The organism is Thiomonas sp. 13-64-67 (assembly GCF_002282795.1).
In the GTDB taxonomy this organism is placed as follows: domain Bacteria; phylum Pseudomonadota; class Gammaproteobacteria; order Burkholderiales; family Burkholderiaceae_C; genus Thiomonas; species Thiomonas arsenitoxydans.
This window is the reverse complement of the sequence record NZ_NCKP01000067.1, coordinates 1-19337: the sequence shown is the minus strand read 5'-3', so window position 1 is coordinate 19337 and position 19337 is coordinate 1. Positions and strand designations below refer to the sequence as shown.

13 protein-coding genes and 3 pseudogenes are annotated in these 19337 nt (G+C 63.4%); 1 reads left to right on the top strand and 15 read right to left on the bottom strand.

Going from position 1 to position 19337, the window contains the following annotated elements; translation table 11 throughout:
* The 15 genes and pseudogenes from B7X30_RS13285 to B7X30_RS13215 all read right to left on the bottom strand — a co-directional run.
* Positions 1–3440: pseudogene (locus tag B7X30_RS13285) on the bottom strand (glycosyltransferase family 2 protein); the annotation flags it as partial.
* 97 nt (positions 3441–3537) lie between these two features.
* Positions 3538–3687 carry a hypothetical protein gene (locus B7X30_RS13280; RefSeq protein ID WP_156053990.1) on the bottom strand — a complete coding sequence of 50 codons (150 nt, stop codon included), beginning with the start codon at positions 3685–3687 and terminating at the stop codon, positions 3538–3540.
* Positions 3688–3764: 77 nt separating this feature from the next.
* Positions 3765–4544, bottom strand: coding sequence for a slipin family protein (locus B7X30_RS13275; RefSeq protein WP_013104352.1), 780 nt, complete (start codon positions 4542–4544; stop codon positions 3765–3767).
* 812 nt (positions 4545–5356) lie between these two features.
* Entirely contained in the window at positions 5357–6646 is a 1290-nt protein-coding gene (gene gabT / locus B7X30_RS13270) for a 4-aminobutyrate--2-oxoglutarate transaminase (protein WP_286731138.1), read from the bottom strand.
* 101 nt (positions 6647–6747) lie between these two features.
* Positions 6748–8262, bottom strand: coding sequence for an aldehyde dehydrogenase (locus B7X30_RS13265; protein WP_286731136.1), 1515 nt, complete (start codon positions 8260–8262; stop codon positions 6748–6750).
* Between the two features lie 21 nt (positions 8263–8283).
* Entirely contained in the window at positions 8284–8649 is a 366-nt protein-coding gene (locus tag B7X30_RS13260) for a cupin domain-containing protein (protein ID WP_286731135.1), read from the bottom strand.
* A 58-nt stretch (positions 8650–8707) separates the two neighbouring features.
* Positions 8708–9151: pseudogene (locus B7X30_RS13255) on the bottom strand (DUF3138 family protein); the annotation flags it as partial.
* 18 nt (positions 9152–9169) lie between these two features.
* Positions 9170–10129 carry a DUF3138 family protein gene (locus B7X30_RS13250; protein ID WP_286731134.1) on the bottom strand — a complete coding sequence of 320 codons (960 nt, stop codon included), beginning with the start codon at positions 10127–10129 and terminating at the stop codon, positions 9170–9172.
* Positions 10130–10206: 77 nt separating this feature from the next.
* Positions 10207–11097, bottom strand: a complete 891-nt coding sequence (locus B7X30_RS13245) for an ABC transporter permease (protein WP_013121978.1) — start codon at positions 11095–11097, stop codon at positions 10207–10209.
* Positions 11094–12023, bottom strand: a complete 930-nt coding sequence (locus B7X30_RS13240; protein ID WP_286731133.1) for an ABC transporter permease subunit — start codon at positions 12021–12023, stop codon at positions 11094–11096. The genes B7X30_RS13245 and B7X30_RS13240 overlap by 4 nt, the downstream gene beginning before the upstream one ends.
* 19 nt (positions 12024–12042) lie before the next feature.
* Positions 12043–13073, bottom strand: a pseudogene (locus tag B7X30_RS13235) (ABC transporter ATP-binding protein).
* Positions 13074–13169: 96 nt separating this feature from the next.
* The gene (locus B7X30_RS13230) at positions 13170–14303 is read right to left on the bottom strand and encodes an extracellular solute-binding protein (protein WP_276707458.1); all 1134 of its coding nucleotides are present in this window, start codon (positions 14301–14303) and stop codon (positions 13170–13172) included.
* A gap of 112 nt (positions 14304–14415) precedes the next feature.
* Positions 14416–15816: an aspartate aminotransferase family protein gene (locus tag B7X30_RS13225; RefSeq protein ID WP_286731130.1), complete on the bottom strand. Its 1401-nt coding sequence runs from the start codon at positions 15814–15816 to the stop codon at positions 14416–14418.
* A gap of 47 nt (positions 15817–15863) precedes the next feature.
* A complete protein-coding gene (locus B7X30_RS13220) occupies positions 15864–17243 on the bottom strand; it encodes a glutamine synthetase family protein (RefSeq protein ID WP_286731129.1) in 1380 nt (459 codons plus the stop codon).
* A gap of 81 nt (positions 17244–17324) precedes the next feature.
* On the bottom strand, positions 17325–18125 hold the full coding sequence (locus B7X30_RS13215) for a gamma-glutamyl-gamma-aminobutyrate hydrolase family protein (RefSeq protein ID WP_231836292.1): 801 nt from the start codon (positions 18123–18125) through the stop codon (positions 17325–17327).
* Positions 18126–18422: 297 nt separating this feature from the next.
* On the opposite strand from B7X30_RS13215, the gene B7X30_RS13210 reads away from it, so the two are divergent.
* Positions 18423–19337 (top strand): aminotransferase-like domain-containing protein (locus B7X30_RS13210; RefSeq protein ID WP_286731128.1); only part of this gene is annotated, 915 nt, incomplete at its 3' end.

The window sequence follows — 19337 nt, the reverse complement described above, 5'->3', positions numbered from 1 at the left end:
TCCGCCAGCGCCAGCAGGCCGGGTCGCAGGGTCAGCAGATGCCCGGCCAGATTGCCGCTGTCCACCGCAGAGATGTAGCGCGGCGCCAGCGGCTGCAGGGTGAGGGTGTCGTACCAGTTGTAGAAATGCCCTCGGTAGCGTTGCAGGCCCTGCAGGGTCTGCAAGGTTTGATCGGTGCGCCGCAACAGCCGACCGATGCCGATGTAACCGAGGTCGTAGGCCGCCAGATTTGCCAGCAGCGCCAGCCCCATATTGGTGGGCGAGGTACGGTGCGCGATCACCGGGGCCGGTTGTTCCTGAAAATTGTCCGGCGGCAGGCCGTGGTCCAGCGCGCCGACATGGGCTTCGAAAAACGCCCAGGTCTTGCGCGCAAGCCGCCGCAGAAACCGCTGGGCTTCAGGCGTGGGCATGAAGGTCTGCATGACCGGCGGCTGGCTGATGCGCCAGGCCATGGCGGGCGAGGCCAGCCACAGCAGCAGCAAGGGCGCGGCCACCAGCAGTGCGCCGGGCCGCAGCAGCGCCAACGCGCCCGCGACCAGCAGCGCCAGCAACGGCCCGATCGCCATCGACTTGAACGTGGCGGCCAGCGTGGTGCTAACGCTGCGCTCCACCGCCTGCGACGGGTTCCACTGCAGCAACAGGCGCCGCGTGACGGCCATGCGCCACAGCGTGCGCACAATGGCGTCGAAGCTGTAGAGCGCCTCATGCGGTAGCCATGCCAGAGTGAGCAGGACATGCGTGGCATGCTGGCCCATGCTGCGCAGCGCCAGGCGCAGGTGCTGGCCGAGTAGCACGTCACGCGGCTTGATGAACAGATCGAGTTGCAGCGCCAGCAGCGGCGGCACGACCACCACGGCCAACACAGCCAAGGTCCACGCCGCGGTCTGCGTGATGACAAACCAGCCGAGCAGCAGCAGTGCCAGCAGCGCGGCGGGCACCAGACTGCGTCGCAGGTTGTCAAGGATCTTCCAGCGCGACAAGGCCGACAGCGGGTTGCGCGTGCGCAGGCGCTGTGGCGTACGCACCCAAGGCAGAACCCACGGCAGCAACTGCCAGTCGCCGCGAATCCAGCGATGGCGGCGGCTGACGTCGCTGCCATACCGCGACGGATAGTCCTCGAACAACTGCACGTCGCTGATCAGGCCAGAGCGGGCGAAGCAGCCCTCCACCAGATCGTGGCTGAGGATGCTGTTCTCGGCGAAGCGATTCGCCAGAACTTGCTCGAACGCATCGACGTCGTAAATGCCCTTGCCGATGAAAGAGCCTTCGCCGAACAGGTCCTGGTAAAGGTCTGACACCGCACTGGTGTAGGGGTCGATACCGGCGTCGCTGCCGAACAATCGCGCGTACATCGAGCGCGCCGCGCTGGGCAGGCTGATGCCCACGCGCGGTTGCAGGATGGCGTGCCCGGTGATGACGCGCTGCGTGGCGGTGTCGATCACCGGCCGATTGAGCGGGTGCGCCATGGCGCCGATGAACTGGCGCGCAGCGTCGCGCGGCAACTGCGTATCGGTATCCAGGGTGATGACGTACTTGACCTCGGTGAGCACTTCGATGCGGCCCACGATCTGCATAAACCGCGTGCCGCCTACGCCGCGCAGCAGACCGTTGAGCTCGGCCAGCTTGCCGCGCTTGCGCTCGTAACCCATCCACACCTTGTCGGTCGCATTCCAGCGGCGCGGCCGGTGCAGCAGAAAGAAACGGTCGGCCTGCGCGTCGGGGTGGCTGGCGTTGAGCGCGTCGATGCGCTCGGTGGCCTGTTGCAGCAGCGCCGCGTCGGTCTCCAGCACTTCACTCTGGGCATCGACAAAATCGGTGAGAAGGGCGAAGTGCAGATGCGGGTCGCGATTGGCCAGGAAGCGCACCTCGAGCGCATCGGCCAGGGCGTCCACGTCCTGCGCACTGCTGAGCATGGCTGGAATCACCACCAGGGTGCGCACCTCGGGCGGCAGGCCCTTGGAAAAATCGAGCCGAGGCAGGATGCGCGGCAACACCACGATGGACAGCAGCCAGTTCACCAGGCTGATGGCCAGCTGGCTGCTGATCAACCCCACCGCAACAGCGATAGCCAGGAATTCCCAGCCCTGCAGGCCATTGCGCTGCACGACACGCAGAAGAGGCTGCGCCAGCAGAGCCAGCAATAGCAAAACCGAGCCGAGGTACAGGGTGAGGGGCGCGCGCAGGGCGAACCGCCGCAGCGCGTCGCGGGCCGAATCTTGCGCGGCCACACGCTGTTCGAGCGCGGCCAGTCCGCGGTCGATGAGAAAGTAACCGACGTGGCTCTGCGACGGCTGCTCGGTCGCGCCCGGCGCGGTGTGACTCGCCAGATCAACCGCAGCGCGGGCCACTTCGCCTTCACTGCGGGTGGTGCGCTTGGCCAGGCGTTCCACCACATGGCGGTAGTGGTCGCGGGTAGTGAAGTCCATCGCGGCATAGATGCCTGCCGGGTCTTGGCGCAAGACCTGCTCCACATGACTCATGGACTCGACGAAGGTACGCCAGTCCATGCTGGACAGCGTGCGCAAACTACCGATGCTGTTGCCGATGGTCACCTGATCAGCGGCCTGCTGCTGGGCTTCGAGCTGTACCAGCCGCTCGATGTTGTGCCCGGATTCCGACAGCGCCTGCTCCACCCAGGTCAACGCCAGCGCCAGTGCGGGCCCCTGGCCTTGCAGCCGTCGCGTGAGTTCGGCCACAAAGGAGCAAGCCATGGGCGGGCCCGAGCGCGCCATGTCGGCCACGGCGAGCACCACGCTCTTGGGGTCGCTCTCGGCGACTTCGGCCATGCGATCGGCCCACTGCCCGGCCACGTTGCGGTCGCCCCATTCGGCCATCACCCGCACCGCAACCCGGCGCAGATTCTCGATCAGCCCCAGTCGCAGCATGATCGGAACGGCCCACAGCTCGCCCAGCTTGAGCGGCGTCACCGTCTGGTAGGCGACGACGAAGCGGCGCAAGCTTTCGCCGTCCAGGCGGCCGTCGGCGTGGACGATGGTTTCCAGCGCAATGTCATAGACCCGCGGCAGGTTGGCCGAAGGGCCGTTGATCAGCCACGGCAGCTCACGGCTGTAGCCCTTGGGCAGGTCGCGCTGCGCCGTGCGAATCTGCTCCTCGATCAGGTAATCGTTATCGAGCAGCCACTCCGCTGCCGGTGTGATGCGATGCCCCTGGTACACCGCCTGCGTCAGCACCGTGCTGGCATGCGCCAGCGTGTCCGCGTTGTCGGCAAGCCGGGTGAGCAAGGCATTGTTCTGCGGCCGCATGGAGGCCTGATGCCGTGCGGCCAACACCACGCCATGCTGCTCCATCTGATCGGCGCTGAGCAAATCCGAGCGCAGCACGGGTTCGTCAACCTGTGCCGGGCGAAAGATGGCCGGGCGCAGCAGTCGACTACCCAGTTGCGGCCAATGGGGTTTGGCGTGAAGAGCCCAGAATTTCAAGATGAGAGGCGCCAGTGAAGTGACCTCGCGCCACGACAATGAAAGGCGGCCCCGCAACCGGCTTGCAGCGGCCGCGCCCTGCGTTGCACGCATCGCGTCAGCCTCCATGGTGGGAGCGTTTGCCCGGATTTTTCTTGCGGGTGGACTTGCCGCGCACCAAACTGCGCTTTTGGCCTGTGGCCTTCATCTGCGGAATCGCGGGCTGGCTGTTTGCATCAATGGGGCGGGTGGGAGATTTGCTGGGCATGGCGGGCTTTCGGTTGGATCAACAAGAAGGGCATTGCGCCTGCTGGGACACAGCGCGCAAGGCAGGATGGCGGCGGATCAGTGCTGATCCGCGACTTTTTCAATGATCTGCAGAATCGGCTTGATCAGATCGATCGGCATCGGAAAGATGACCGTGGAATTTTTCTCGGTGCCAATTTCCGACAGCGTTTGCAAATAGCGCAGCTGCATGCCGCCGGGTGCCGACGCCAGAATGGCCGCCGCATTCACCAGCGTCTGCGCGGCCTGGAATTCAGCGTCAGCATGAATCACCTTGGCGCGGCGGTCGCGTTCAGCCTCCGCCTGCTTGGCGATGGCGCGCACCATGTCTTCGGTCAGTTCGATATTTCGGATCTCCACCACGCTGACCTTGATGCCCCAGGCCTCGGTCTGGGCGTCCAGAATGGCCTGAATATCGGCATTGATCTTGCTGCGCTCGGACAGCATTTCATCCAGGTCGTGCTTGCCCAGCACCGCGCGCAAGGTGGTTTGCGCCAGCTTGCTGGTTGCGGAGAAAAAATCTTCCACCTGGATAAAGGCCTTTTCTGGATCGACGATGCGGAAATACAGCACCGCATCCACCTTGACGGACACGTTGTCCCGCGAGATCACGTCCTGCGATGGCACCTCGTGCACCACGGTGCGCAAATCCATTCGGGCCATGCGCTGCAGCACGGGGATCACGAGAATCAGCCCGGGCCCTTTGACCCGCTGGAAGCGACCGAGCTGGAACACCACGGCCCGCTGGTATTCGTAGATGATCTTGAGGGACGAGGCCAGAAACAGCACCAGAACGACCAGCAGGAGGAACAGTGGAGACAGGATGGGAATGTTGGACATGGCGGCGCTGGCAACTTGAAAAGTGGCTGCCAAGTGGCGCAGAAGCCGTCGAGCCGAACCCTTGCACGGCCAGAGATCAGCTGAATTGCAGGCGCTTTTTTGACGGCTTTTCGAGGATCTGGACCCTCAGCAGAACAGTCGTTCCAAAGAGCACAGGGTGCCGCCTTGGAACTGTTGTTGCAACGTAGGCCAAAAGCCTTTGCGGGTCTGTACGTTTGCGTACAGACCCGCAAAAAACGCAGATGCCGGATCGCTCACGCTGTGATGGTGGCGCTTTCCGGCGGGCTGGGGTCTGGCCGGCGTTTGTCGATTCAGGCGTTTGCAAAAACGCTGATGCTCAACGGTGATCGCGTTCACAACGTTCGCACAATCTGGCTCAGGGCGGTACCTGAAGAAGTCAGCCGGGTCTGGCCCTGCTGGAGATCAGATCAAAATCGCTCGGCATATTGCGCTTATTCCCAAGGGGAAATCTGCGCCAGATCGCTGCGCCACTCGAGTAGTTGCAGCGCGGCGATCTACTCCACTGCAATCTGGCCCAGTGCGGACAGATCTTGCGCGCCCTGCGCGGCCCGGGCGTCGGCGATGGATAGCGGGTCGCTCGGTTTGTCCATCGCCGCGTCGCGGCCCTGGCACTAGGGCCTGATAACGCTATTGATGCACCCACGCCGGGGGTCTCGGCGGAGGCAATGCGAGGCGCAGGCCGCGCCGTGGTGTGTGGCACCACAAGCGGACGGCAACGTGGCAGTGCGCCGCCCAGCCCCCCGGCCCGAAGGGTTGCCCCCAGGCGGGTGCATACATAGCGTGAACAGGCCCTAACCCTTGGCCGCCAGCAGCGACGCTTCGAGGATGTCGAGCGCCTCGGCGAACACGGCGTCTGAAATCGTCAGCGGGAACAGGAAGCGCACCACGTTGTAGTCCACCCCGCAGGTCAGCAGGATGAGGCCGCGCCTGAGTGCCTCGGCCTGCACGGCCTTGGTATAAGCCGCGTCCGGTTTGCCAGAGGCGGGGTCGTTGAACTGCACCGCAACCATGGCGCCCAGGCCGCGCACATCGCTGATCTGCGGCACTTGCGCACGCAGACCTTCAAGCCGGGCCTTGAGCTGATCGCCCAGCTTCTGGCCGCGCGCCGGGAGTTGCTCGTCGTGCATCACGTCGATCACGGCGTGCGCGGCGGCCACGGCCATGGGGTTACCCGCGTAGGTGCCGCCCAGCCCGCCGGGGGCCGGGGCGTCCATGATTTCGGCGCGGCCGGTCACCGCCGACAGCGGCATGCCCGAGGCCAGCGATTTGGCGATGGTCATGAGGTCGGGCAGCACGCCGGTCTGCTCGAAAAAGTGTTCCATCGCGAACAGCTTGCCGGTGCGACCGAAGCCGGTCTGCACCTCGTCGGCGATGAGCACGATGCCGTGCTGGTCGCACAGTGCGCGCAGCCACTTCACCGCCTCGGCCTGAATGACGTTGAAGCCGCCCTCGCCCTGGATCGGCTCGAAGATGATGGCGGCCACGCGCGCGGGCTCGATGTCGGCCTTGAACAGCAGTTCCACCGCCTTTTTCGTCTCGTCGAGGCTGGCGCAATGGCAGGGAAACGGCGCGTGATAGATCTCCGGCGGAAAGGGGCCGAAGCCCGCCTTATACGGCTGCACTTTGCCAGTGAGCGACACGGCAAACAGGCTGCGGCCGTGGAAGGCGCCGCCAAAGGCAATCACCCCCGGACGCTGGGTGTAGGCGCGGGCAATCTTGATGGCGTTTTCCACCGCCTCAGCGCCGGTGGAGAACAGCGCGGTCTTCTTGGCGTGGCTGCCGGGCGTGAGGGCGTTGAGTTTTTCGGCCAGGCTGACATAGCTCTCATACGGCACGACCTGGTAGCAGGTGTGGGTGAAGTGCTGCAGTTGCTCCTGCAGCGCGGCGACGATTTTCGGGTGGCGATGGCCGACGTTCATCACCGCGATGCCGCCAGCGAAGTCGATGTAGCGCTGTCCTTCGACGTCCCATAGCTCGGAGCCCTCGGCGCGGTCGGCGTAGAAGCTGGCCATCACGCCCACGCCGCGGGGCGTGGCAGCGGCGCGGCGCGCCTGGAGTTGTTCATTCAGTGAGTGGTTCATGGTGTGTCTCCAAAAGATTCTCCCTCCCGGCCTCCCCCACTGCGTGGAGGAGGAGCAAAGGCTCCCTCTCCGCTTGCGGGGAGGGCCGGGGTGGGGAGGGTTCAGTTCGCGCTGTCGATCCGCATCCAGGTGGTTTTGAGTTCGGTGTATTTGTCGAAGGCATGCAGCGACTTGTCGCGGCCGTTGCCCGACTGCTTTACGCCGCCGAACGGCACGGTGATGTCGTCCTCGTCGTACTGGTTGACGTGCACGGTGCCCGCCTGCAGCGCGCGCGACACGCGTACCGCGCGGTCGATATTGCGCGACCACACCCCGGCGTGCAGGCCGTAGGCGCTGTCGTTGGCAATCGCCACGGCTTCGGCCTCGGTCTTGAAACGGATGACCGCCAGCACCGGGCCGAAGATTTCTTCCTGCGCGATTTTCATGCTGTTTTTCACGCCGTCGAACACCGTCGGGGCGACGTACTGCCCGCCGGTCTCCTGCAGCGCGCGGCAGCCGCCGGCCACGCAGCGCGCGCCCTCGTCCACGCCCGACTGGATATAGCCGAGCACGGTCTGCGTCTGGGTTTCATCGACCAGCGCGCCGAGCACGGTGGATGCATCCAGCGGGTCGGCCGGGTGGTATTGCGGAGTGAGCGCAGTGAGCTTCTCGACGAAGGCATCGGCAATGCTGTCCTGCACCAGCAGGCGCGAGGGCGCGTTGCAGCTCTCGCCCTGGTTGTAGAACATGCTGCCGATAGCCGTGGCGGCGGCGCGGTCGAGATCGTCGAAGTCGGCGAAGACGATGTTGGCCGACTTGCCACCGAGTTCGTTGTACACGCGCTTCAAGTTGCTGCGGCTGGCATAGTCGAGCATGCGGCGGCCGGTGCGGGTGGATCCGGTAAAGCCGATGGCGTCCACGTCCATGTGCAGCGCCAGCGCCTCGCCGGCCTCGTGACCATAGCCCGGCACCACGTTGAACACGCCCTCTGGCAGCCCGGCTTCGAGCGCCAGTTCGGCCAGACGCAGCGCGGTGAGCGGCGATTTTTCAGAAGGCTTGAGCACCACACTGTTGCCGGCGGCCAACGCGGGGCCCAGCTTCCACGAGGCCATCAGCATGGGGTAATTCCACGGCACGATGGCGCCGACCACGCCGATGGCCTGGCGCGTGACGAGGGCCAGCGCGTTGTCGCCGGTGGGGGCGATTTCGTCGTAGATCTTGTCCACCGCTTCGCCGAACCACTGCAGGCAGCGCGCGGCGGACGGCACGTCGGTGGACAGGCTGTTCTTGATCGGCTTGCCCATGTCGAGGGTTTCGAGCAGCGCGAGTTCGTCGCGCGCAGCGCGCAGTTGCTCGGCAAACGCCACCATCACCTTCTTGCGCGCAGCGGGCGGCTGGCCAGCCCAGCGGCGGTCATTGAATGCAGCGCGGGCCGAGGCCACGGCGCGGTTGATGTCCGCCGCCTTGCCGCGGGCGACGCGGGCGATCACCTTGCCGTCAATGGGCGAGATGCAGTCGAACAGGCCGCCATCAGTCGCGGCCCAGCGCCTGCCGTCGATGACCATGCGGCCGTCGATACCGCGCTTGAGCAGATCGTCGGCGCGTTGATGCCAGATGCGATTGAAGTTCTCGGTCATGCGAATCTCCTGGGGTAAGGTTTAGTTCTTTTTGAGCGCCATGATGGCGTAGTGTTTGCGCACGCGGGTGTGGTTTTCCCAGATGCCGGTGAAGCCGCCGGGCACGACGAACGCGTCACCGACGCGAAATTCCTGCGCCGCGCCGTCGTCTGCGGTGAGCGTCATATGCCCTTCGAGCAGCACGCAGAACTCTTCTTCATGCGGGTCGTAGTGCACGCGCCAAGCGCCAGTCTCACCCTGCCAGATGCCAGCGGAGAACTGACCGGTGGCGTCGGTGTAGTGATTCCAGACCAGTTGCTGCGGGTCGCCGCGCAGCACTCGTTCGGGCGCTGGAGCGATGGGTTCGGGCGCCACCCTGTTCGTTGTGAAGGCGATGGGGTGGCGCATGATGGAGTAGCAAAAAGCGGTGAGGCGGCGGGCAAGACACCCGCCGCGAAAGGACAGATCAGAAGCTCACGACCACCGAAGCGGCAAGAAGATTGTTGTCCTTTTTGTAGCTGCCATCCGACACGTTGTAGAAGGTAGCAAGGCTGGAGCGGTCATAGCGGTACTCCATCTTCAACGTGGTCGACTCGGTCAGCAGGTAATTCCAGCCGAGCGAGAGGGCGTAGCGGTTGGCGCCCTTGTTGGGGTCGACGATGGTCCAGTTACCCGTGCCGTCGTTGACGTAGCCGGGGCCGAAGCCGTTGACGCCGTTGAAGCTCGCGCCGGGGCCACCGGCAGTCGGGTTCATATAGCCACCCGGCAGCCCGCCGCCATTGCTGCTGTTGTTGAGATAGTCAGCGCGGGCGAAACCGAGGAAGCGCGGGGTGAAGTTATAGGTCAGCATGCCCGAGGCGCCCCACCACTTGGCTTTGCCGCCGTTATACGCTGCCCCGGTCTGCTGTCCATAGCCGAGTTGGCCGTACTAGCCCCAGTCGCCCTGGGTCAGGTAGCCGTCGACCTCGAACATCTGCGCGGTCGAGGTGCCAGTGGCAAACAGCGGCGTGGTGCCGTCCGCCGCCACGTTGGAGTTCGGCAGCTTGCCCACCATGCCCCAGAAGCCGATATCGGCGTTGTCATAACCGGGCGGGGTGTAGTCGGCACGGAACACCAGTGCCGGGGCACGCCCGCCGGAGCCGCCGTAGTAATAACGCGGCGAGTTCATATTGGCGATCATGCTCTTCCACTCCCAGTTGCCCACGGTCTGGTCGAGCCCGACGCCGGTGTAGGCGGTCAGCTCGGTGAAGTCGAACAGCAGGTTATGGGTGATGGGTTTGGTCTGGTTGTCCCAGGTGTATTCATAGCCTTCCCAGTCGGGGATCTGGCCGGCGATGAGCTTGGTCTCGTTGTTCAACGGAATCGACACCGAAGCTTCATGAATGATGGAGTTGCCATTCATATTCACGCCGGCGCCCCGATCAGGAGCCAGGGTGAGGTTCCAGCCCACGCCGCCCGCGGTTTCCTTCTGGAACTGGAGATAAACGCCGCCGAAATACGAGTTGTCGTAGTTGTAGAGCGAGTACGCACCCGGATCGCCATTGGACCGATTCAGGAATACGAACGAACTGGCCTGCTGATCCTGGTTGTAGACATAGGCCGGGGCGATCATGCCGCTGACCTTCAATCCCTTGAAGCCGGACGACTCGGTTTGCTCCTTGATGCCCGAGACCTGCACATCCGCATGGTTGGCCACCTTTGAGGCTTCATCTGTCGCCTTCTGGTTGTCGGTGATCTGGGTTTGCTGCGCCTTGACCTGCGCTTCGAGTTGCTGCACCTTGGCCTTGAGCGCTTGCAGCTCGTTCAGGATGTCGGCGTTGGTGTCGGCATGTGCCAGTGGGGCGAGCCCCAGGCTGGCCGCCAGCACGGTGAGTTTGAACTTGTTCATCAGTGTGTCCTCCAGGTGTTTTTAGATGTTGACAGGGTGCTTCTCTTGCTCAAAAAAACCGCTCCTCTGGCGACGGCTCATCGCCCCTCGGCGGTCATCAATCCGACGCCGAATTCCTTTGTTTGCTGCGGCTCGGCATCCATCCGCAAGGCCTGCGCGGCCTGTTTTGCGCGCAGACGCTCACGTCGCGCCATGAGCAGGCTACTCACCGCCACCGCAATGATGACCAGATAGACCGTGATCGCCCCGACCACATTGATGGTCGGGCTCAGACCGAGACGGGCGCGCGAGAAGATCACCACCGGCAAGGTGGTGCTGCCCGGGCCGGAGAGGAAGGCGGAGATCACCACTTCATCGAGCGACAGCGAGAACGCCAGCAGCCAGGCCGACACCAGGGCCTGCGAAATGGACGGCAGGGTGACCAGCATGAACACCTGGAAAGGGCGCGCACCCAGATCCATGGCGGCTTCCTCGATCGACCGGTCCATTTCCTTCAGACGCGACTGGATGACCACCGCGGCATAGGAAATGGCCATGACGGTATGGCCGATGAAGATGGTGAAAAACCCCTTCTGCGGAAACCCCATGGCCTTCTGCACCGTCACGAAAAACAGCAGCAGCGCCAGCGCGATAACTACCGTGGGCATGACCAGCGGGATGTTGATCATGAAGTTGAGCAGGCTCTTGCCCGCGAAGTGGCGATAGCGCACCAAGGCAAATGCCGCCAATGTGCCCAGCAGCACCGAAGTAGTGGCCGTCGCCAGCGCCACCTTGAGCGACAGAATCAAGCCGCTGATGACTTCATGGTCATGCACCACCGCGCCGTACCACTTGAAGGTCCAGCCGCCCCAAATGGTGACCATGCGCGAATCGTTGAACGAATACACCACCAGCACCACGATGGGCAGGTAAAGAAACAGATAGACCAGGATCATCCAGGTCAGGGGCAGCACGGCGGTCTTTTTCATCGCATGCCCTCCAGGCTCTTGGTCTGGTACTTGTTGAACACCGCAATCGGCAGCAGGATGAGCACGATCATCACAATGGCCACCGCGGAGGCGCGCTGCCAGTCGAGGTTGAGGAAGAACTCATTCCACATTACCCGGCCGATGTTGAGCGTGGACGGGCCCGCGAGCAGCTCGGGAATGACGTATTCGCCCACCGCCGGAATGAAAACCAACAGGCTGCCGGCGATGATGCCCGACTTGGACAGCGGCACGGTGACCAGCCAGAAGGTCTTTAGCGGCGTGGAGCCCAGATCGGCCGCCGCCTCGACCAGCCGGTGATCCATTTTCACCAGCGTGGCGTAGAGCGGCAGAATCATGAAGGGGATGTAGCCATACACCATGCCCACCATGAACGAAAATTCGGTGAACATCATGCGCAGCGGGGTGTGGATGATGCCGACCCACATCAGGAACTGGTTGACCAGGCCGTTGACGTCGAGCAGGTTCTTCCAGGCATAGATGCGGATGAGAAACGAGGTCCAGAACGGCAGCATGACCAGCATCAGCAGGGCGGGCCGTACCGTGGGCTTGGCCCGGGCGATGAAGTAGGAAAACGGATAGCCGATCACCAGACACAGCACTGTGGTCATCAAGGCGTACCACAGCGATGACAGATAGGTGATGATGTAGAGACTGTCGCGCACCAGCGCCAGGTAAGGCGAGAAGTGGATGTTGACCTGCAGCGCATCGTTCACATAGGTGACGAGCGGGTCGAAGCCAATGCCCAGCGCGTCGGTTTCCGACACGCTGATCTTGAGCAGGATAAAGAACGGCGCGAGCAGAAAGGCCAGCAGCCAGATCTGCGGAATGCCGATCACGATCTTGCGGCCCCAGTTGAAGGGCTTGCGCACTTTGCGCGGGGTGGAGGTGTCGCTGTTTGTTGGCATGATGCGTTGGCGCTGTGCCTCAGTCCACGATGACCACAGGCGCGTTATCCGCCCAATGCGCGGTAACTGCGGCCCCCACATCAAACGGATCGGCATGGCGATCGGCATTGGACACGGTGACGCGAACGCGCCGCTTGCTCGGCAGCAGCAGCTCGTAGGCGGTGTAACTACCCATGTACGAGCGCCCGGACACCGTGCCCTGAAAGGCGTTGTTCGGGTGACTCTGGTGCCCCTCGGTCAGAGTCATTTTTTCCGGACGCAAGGCGATGCCCAGCTCCATGTTGAGCGTGCCGCTGATGCCGTGGCCGATGTAGAACAACGCATCATCGGTCTGCACTTCGCGCGGGTTTGCGGGTGTTCGTAAATCTCGATGGGGGTGCCGAGTTGAAGAAACTCGCCATCCTTCATCACCGCGATGCGGTCGGCCATGGTCATGGCCTCCTCCTGGTCGTGCGTGACCATCACGCAGGTCACGCCGACCTTGCGCAGAATGTTGACGAGTTCGAGCTGGGTACGCTCGCGCAACTTTTTGTCGAGTGCGGCCAGCGGCTCGTCGAGCAAAAGCAGCTTGGGGCGTTTGGCCAGGCTGCGCGCCAAAGCCACGCGCTGTTGCTGGCCGCCGGAGAGCTGGTGCGGCTTGCGCTTGCCGTAGGGCTTGAGCTGCACCAGGTCGAGCATCTGCTCCACGCGGGTGGCGATGTCCGCCTTGGGCATGCCGTCGCGTTTCAGACCGAAGGCGATGTTGTCGAACACGGTCAAGTGCGGAAACAGCGCGTAAGACTGGAACATCATGTTGATCGGCCGCTCATAGGGCGGCAGATCGGTGATGTCCTCGCCCTCCAGATAGATGTGGCCGGAGGTCGGCGTCTCGAAGCCCCCGAGCATGCGCAGCAAGGTGGACTTGCCGCAGCCACTCGATCCGAGCAGGGCAAAAATTTCGCCCTGCTGGATGTCGAGATGAATGTCATTGACCGCGACGACCTCATCGAAGCGACGGGTGATGCCGTCGATGCGCAGGAAGGGTTTTGCATTCGTGGAAGGGGGCGTCACAACGCGAACTCCATCATCGGTCGAACAAGGTTGAGGTGTGGGGTGTTGCCGCGCACCTGCCGACAAAAAACGCAGAGCGCGGCAACAGGGGTCAGATCACAGGCCGGTCTTGAACTTGGTGTAAAGACGGGTCACGAGACGACGCTGCTCCGGGGTGTAAACCTTGGGCGGAATCAGCTTGGCCACCATATCGGGCTTGAGGAACACGAAGTCGTTGTCCTTGATCTTGGCATCGACATAGGGCAGCGACGACGGCACCGGGTTGGCGTAGGTCACCGTGTTGGTGTCGGCTGCGGCCACCTTAGGCTCGAGCACGTAGTTCATCCACTTGTAGGCGTTGTCGATGTTCTTGGCGTCGGCGGGAATGGCCATGGTGTCGATGAAGATCACGGCGCCATGCGTGGGCGGGAACACTTCGATGTCCTGCTTGTTTTTTGCCGCCTTGGCGCGCGCCGCGGCAATGCCCATATCACCCGACCAACCCAGCGACATGCAGATGGAGCCGCCAGCCAGGTCGTTGATGTAGCCCGAGGACGAGAAGATGCTCACGTCCTTGCGCACCTTCTGCACCATGGCGTAGGCCTTCTCGAAGTCGGCCGGGCTCTGGGTGTCTTGCGGAATGCCGAGATAGTTGAACGCAGCCTCCATGATGTCGCCGCCCGAGTCGAGCATGGAGATGCCGCAGGACTTGATCTTGTCAGCGTAGGTCGGATCAAAAATCAAGGACCAGGGATTGGCCGGCATGGGGGTGTTGCCCAGCGCCTTTTTCACCTGGTTGACGTTGATGCCTACCGTGGTGTAGCCCCACATCCAGGGAATGAGGTATTTGTTGCCGGGGTCAACCGCGGCGAGCTGCTTCATCAGGCCCGGATCGAGGTTTTTGTAGTTGGGGATCTTGGCTTTGTCCAGCGGATGCAGCAGGCCGCCCTTGATGTCGATGGCCGCCCAGTTCGACGACGGCACCACGATGTCGTAGCCGGTATCGCCCGCCACCATTTTGGCGAACAGGGTTTCGTTGGAGTCGAAGGTGTCGTAGCGCACCTTGATGCCGGTGTCCTTCTCGAAACCCGGCACCGTGGTCGGTGCGATGTAGTCGGACCAGTTGTAGATATTGAGCACGCCGGCGGCTTGCGCCGGGGCGGCAGCGCCGAGGGTTAGCGCCGCGGCGCCCGCCAGGCATGCCGCCAGCAGCTTGCGACGGACTGACTTCGTATGCAGTTTTTGTGACATGAAAAACCTCTCAAGTGTGTGTGAAGCCAATTGAAAACAACAGGTGCAGCAGGGTGAGGCTTTGCAATTCCCGTACCAGTATGCCGTGACCGACCGAAACGGAAATGGCGATTTATACCAAGCCCTGCGCACGCAGACCAGCCAGCGTGTCGTCCAGGCTACGGCGAATGCGCCGGATCATCTCGTCGATTTCGGCATGCGTCATCACCAGCGGCGGGGCGATGATCATGCGTTCTTCCACGGCGCGCATCACCACGCCGTTCTTGAAGCAGTGGTCGCGGCAGAGGTAGCCCACGCCCAGATCGGCGTCGAACAATGTGCGGCTGGCCTTGTCTTTGTAGAGCACCAGCCCGGCCACCATGCCCAGAGAATCGACATCGCCCACCAGGGGATGATCGGCCAGGGTGGCGAATTGCGCCTTCAGGTAAGGCGCGGTGTCTGTGGCCACGCGCTCGACCACGCCCTCGTTGCGCAGCGCGTTGACGTTGGCGATGGCGACGGCGCAGCAGGTCGGATGGCCGGAGTAGGTGAAACCGTGGTTGAAGTCGCCGCCCTGCTCGATCAGCACCTTGGCCACACGGTCGCCCACCAGCACCCCGCCCAGCGGCAGGTAGCCCGAAGTCACGCCCTTGGCGAAGGTAATGAGGTCGGGTTTGGAGTTGATGTGCGGGTGTTGGCAGCCGAACCAGTGCCCCAGACGACCGAAGCCGCAGATGACTTCATCGGAGATCAGCAACAGGCCGTACTTGTCGCAAATGCGCTGAATCTCGGGCCAGTAGCTGGCCGGGGGAATGATGACGCCGCCCGCGCCCTGCACCGGCTCGCCGATGAAGGCGGCCACCTTGTCGGCGCCCACTTCGAGAATCTTGGCCTCCAGCCAGCTTGCGGCGCGCAAGCCGAAGTCGTGTGCGCTCTCGCCCGGCCTGCCGTGCTGCAACTGGTAGGGCTGGTCGATGTGGGTGATGCCCGGCAGTGGCAGGTCGCCCTGTTCGTGCATGCCGCTCATGCCGCCCAGCGACGCGCCGCCCAGCGTGCTGCCGTGATAGGCGTTGTGGCGGCTGATGATCGTCTTGCGCTGCGGCTGGCCCATCAGATCCCAGTAACGGCGCACCAGGCGGATGATGGTGTCGTTGCCTTCGGAGCCGGAGTTGGTGAAGAACACATGGTTGAAGCCGGGCGGCGCCACCTGCGGCAGCAGCGCCGCAAGCTCGGTTGCCGGAGCCGTGGTGGTCTTGAAAAAGGCGTTGTAGAACGGCAGGGTTTGCATCTGGTGGGTGGCGGCGTCCACCAGATCCTGCCGCCCGTAGCCGAGGTTGACGCACCACAGGCCAGACATACCGTCGATGATTTCGTTGCCGTCGGAGTCCCAGATGCGCACGCCCTCGCCGCGCACGATGACGCGGCTGCCCGCGGCGTTCAGGCTCTTGGTGTCGGTGAAGGGATGCAGGTGATGCGCGGCGTCCTTGGCGCGCAGCGCGGCGGTGTCGAACTGGGGCAGATCATTGGGTTTCATGGGAGTCTCCGTTTCAGGACGATGTTTTGTTGAGGGTGCGGCACCGTTCAGACGTGCAACAGCAGATGCTCGCGCTCCCAGGGGCTGATGACCTTCATGAACTCGGCGTACTCGCTCATCTTCACCGCCTTGTAGATGCCGCAAAAGCGTTTGCCCAGAATGGCCTCGAGCTCGGGCACATCGTCGAGCGCACGCACCGATTCGGACAGGCTTTGCGGCAGCGGAATGGCGTTGGGCGCCGCGTAGGCATTGGTCTTCATTTCGGGCAGCGGGCTGATTTTGTTGACCATGCCCAGATAGCCGCAGGCCAGGCTGGCGGCCAGCGCAACGTAAGGGTTGGCGTCGGCGCCGATCACACGGTTTTCCATGCGGCGGTTTTCGGCATTGGAGAACGGCACGCGGATGCCCACGGTGCGGTTGTCCGCGCCCCATTCCACATTGGTCGGCGCCGCGGTATTGGCGACCAGACGGCGATACGAGTTCACATACGGGGCGAACAGCGCCATGACGTGCGGAATGTATTTCTGCAAACCGCCGATGTAGTGCAGGAACAGCTCGGACTCGCTGCCGTCGGCGTTGCTGAAAATGTTCTGGCCCGTTTTGCGATCGACGATGCTCTGGTGCACATGCATGGCGCTGCCGGGTTCGCCCGCCATGGGCTTGGCCATGAAAGTGGCGAACATATTGTGGCGCAGCGCCGCTTCGCGCAGGGTGCGTTTGAAGAAGAACACCTTGTCGGCCAGATCGAGCGGATCGCCATGCAGGAAGTTGATTTCCATCTGCCCGGCGCCGACTTCGTGAATCAGCGTGTCCACGTCGAGGTCCATCGCCTCGCAGTAGTCGTAGATGTCTTCGAACAGCGGATCGAACTCGTTGACCGCGTCGATGCTGTAGTGCTGACGCGAGGTTTCGGCGCGACCCGAACGGCCGATGGGCGGACGCAGCGGCTGGTCGGGATCGTTGTTCTTGGCCACCAGATAGAACTCCAGCTCGGGCGCCACCACCGGGGTCCAGCCCTTGTCGGCGTAGAGCTTGAGCATGTTTTTCAGCACGGTGCGCGGGGCGTAGTCCACCGGCTCGCCATCCTTGAAATAGCAGTCGTGAATGACCTGCGCGGTGGGGTCGGTGGCCCAGGGCACGACGCGCGCGGTGCTCGGATCGGGCACCAGATTCATATCGCGGTCGGTATCGGCGATCAGGGTTTCGAGGCGTTCATCCTCGGGCCAGTTGCCGGTGACGGTGAGGCCGATGATGCTTTCCGGCAGACGCATGCCGCGGTCTTCGGTGAACTTGCTGCGCGGCAGGATCTTGCCGCGCGCCACCCCGGTCAGGTCGGGCACGAGGCATTCGATTTCGGTAATGCGTTGGGCGTTGAGCCAGCCTTCAAGATCGTTGAAGGTCCACTGCTTGCGGTTGTCGCTACTCATGATGTGATTCCAGTTTGCGTTTCAAGGATGGTTCCATCCATCGCCTGCACTTTGAACGCCAAAGGTGCAGGCGCGGTTTGCTCAGGCAGCGCGCGCCAGCGAGTCGTCGCGCTTGCGCGCGGCGAACTGCCGACAGGCGTTGCCGAAAGCGGCATAGATCGCGCGCGACACGGGGTTTTGCGCGGCCTGCCATTCGGGATGCCACTGCACCGCCAGCACAAAGCCAGCGTCGGTGCGGTGAGCGGGTTGATAGGTGTACGCCTCGACCAAGCCGTCGGGCGCATGCGCCTGCGCCAGCAGATCGGGGGCGAGGGTCTGGATGCCTTGGCCATGCAGGCTGTTGACCTCCCAGGAATCCGCGCCGACGATGCTGGCGAGCATGCCGCCGGGTACAGCCTGCAAGCGGTGCGCGGGGCCGTACTGCCCGGCGACATCCAGCGTGTCGTCTTCACGATGATCATCAAAGCCTGCGGTGTTGTGCACCTCCTGCAACAGGCTGCCGCCGAGCGCGACATTGATTTCCTGAAACCCGCGGCAGATACCGAGCACCGGAATGCCACGCGCAAGGGCGGCGCGGATCAGCGGCAGGGTCGTGGCGTCGCGCGCCGGGTCGGCGGGCGACTCAGGGTTGCTCAGCGCCTGGCCATAGTGGTGCGGCTCGATATTCGACGGCGAGCCGGTGAACACCAGCCCGTCCACATCCCCCAGCACCGCATCCAGCGGCAACTCGGCGCCCATTGAAGGCAGCAGCCAAGGCAACACGCCCGACAGCGGCAGCAGCGGGTCAACATATTTTTGCGTCACCGCATACGTGGGGTGCCCGCCGATTGATTTCAGATCGGTGGTGACCGCAACGCGAGGCAAGAAGGTGAGGTTGGACATCATCAAAACCGGATCAAAGACCAAGGAAACAAGGGTAGAAGCACACAGGCATGTTCCCTGTTTTAGTGCATTGCAACAAGAGGCAGAGCCTGAGGCAGCCGCTCAGTTTTCGCCCTGATTTGGTGCAATGCAATAAGGCCGGGCACCATTCTGAATGGGCCAAAAAAACAAAAAATACTAGGGTTTTCCATGACTTAGCACGATTCGATAGTCTCAATTTACCTGCCAACTGGTACTCTCGGAAGTGCCACTCCCTGCTTTTGTCATGGAGCCAGTTTTTATCTGCCGCGCCTACCCATGCGACCCCTTGCCCTCTCCGAACTCCTGCTCACCGAGCTTCAGCGCGCCGAAGGCGACGCGGCGGTAGCCCCGCCGCTCAACCGGCGCCTGTATCTCTCGCTACGCGGCGCCATTCTGGCGGGTCGCATCACCGCCGGGGTACAACTGCCGTCCACCCGCGATCTGGCGCGCGACCTGAATCTCTCGCGCAATACGGTCATGTCGGCCATCAACCAGCTCACGGCGGAAGGCTACCTCACCGCGCGCCAGGGCAGCGGCACTTTCGTTTCCGAGACCCTTCCGGAACTCGGCCCGCTGAGCCCCGCGCGGGGCCGCAAGCTGGCGCAGGCCGCCAGTGCGGACAGCAGCTCGCCACGCGAGCTCTCGCAGCGCGGCCAATTGCTCACCGCGCAGTCGGGCTCGGCGGACTTTGAGGTGCAACCGTTCGCGCCCGGCGAAATCGAGTTTGCCGAATTCCCCATTCAGCTCTGGCAAAAACTGCAGGCCAAGTATTGGCGCAGCCTCGACCGCGACCTGCTCGATTACGGCCAGGAAGGTGGCTATATGCCGCTGCGCGTGGCGATTGCGCAGTACCTCAGCCTGTCGCGCTCGGTGCGGGTGACGGCCGAGCAGGTACTCATCACCTCGGGCACGCAGCAATCGCTCGATCTGGCCGCGCGCCTGCTCACCGATCACGGCGACGAGGCCTGGGTGGAAGACCCCTGCTACTGGGGCGCGCGCCGGGCGTTGCAGGCCGCCGGGCTCAAGCTCAAGCCGGTCGCGGTGGACTTGGAGGGCATGGCGCCATCGGCCGCCGACTGGCAGCAGGGCAGGCCACGGCTGATCTACGTCACGCCATCGCATCAATATCCGCTCGGCCATGTGATGAGCCTGCAGCGCCGCCGCGCCCTGCTGCAGTTCGCCGCGCAACAG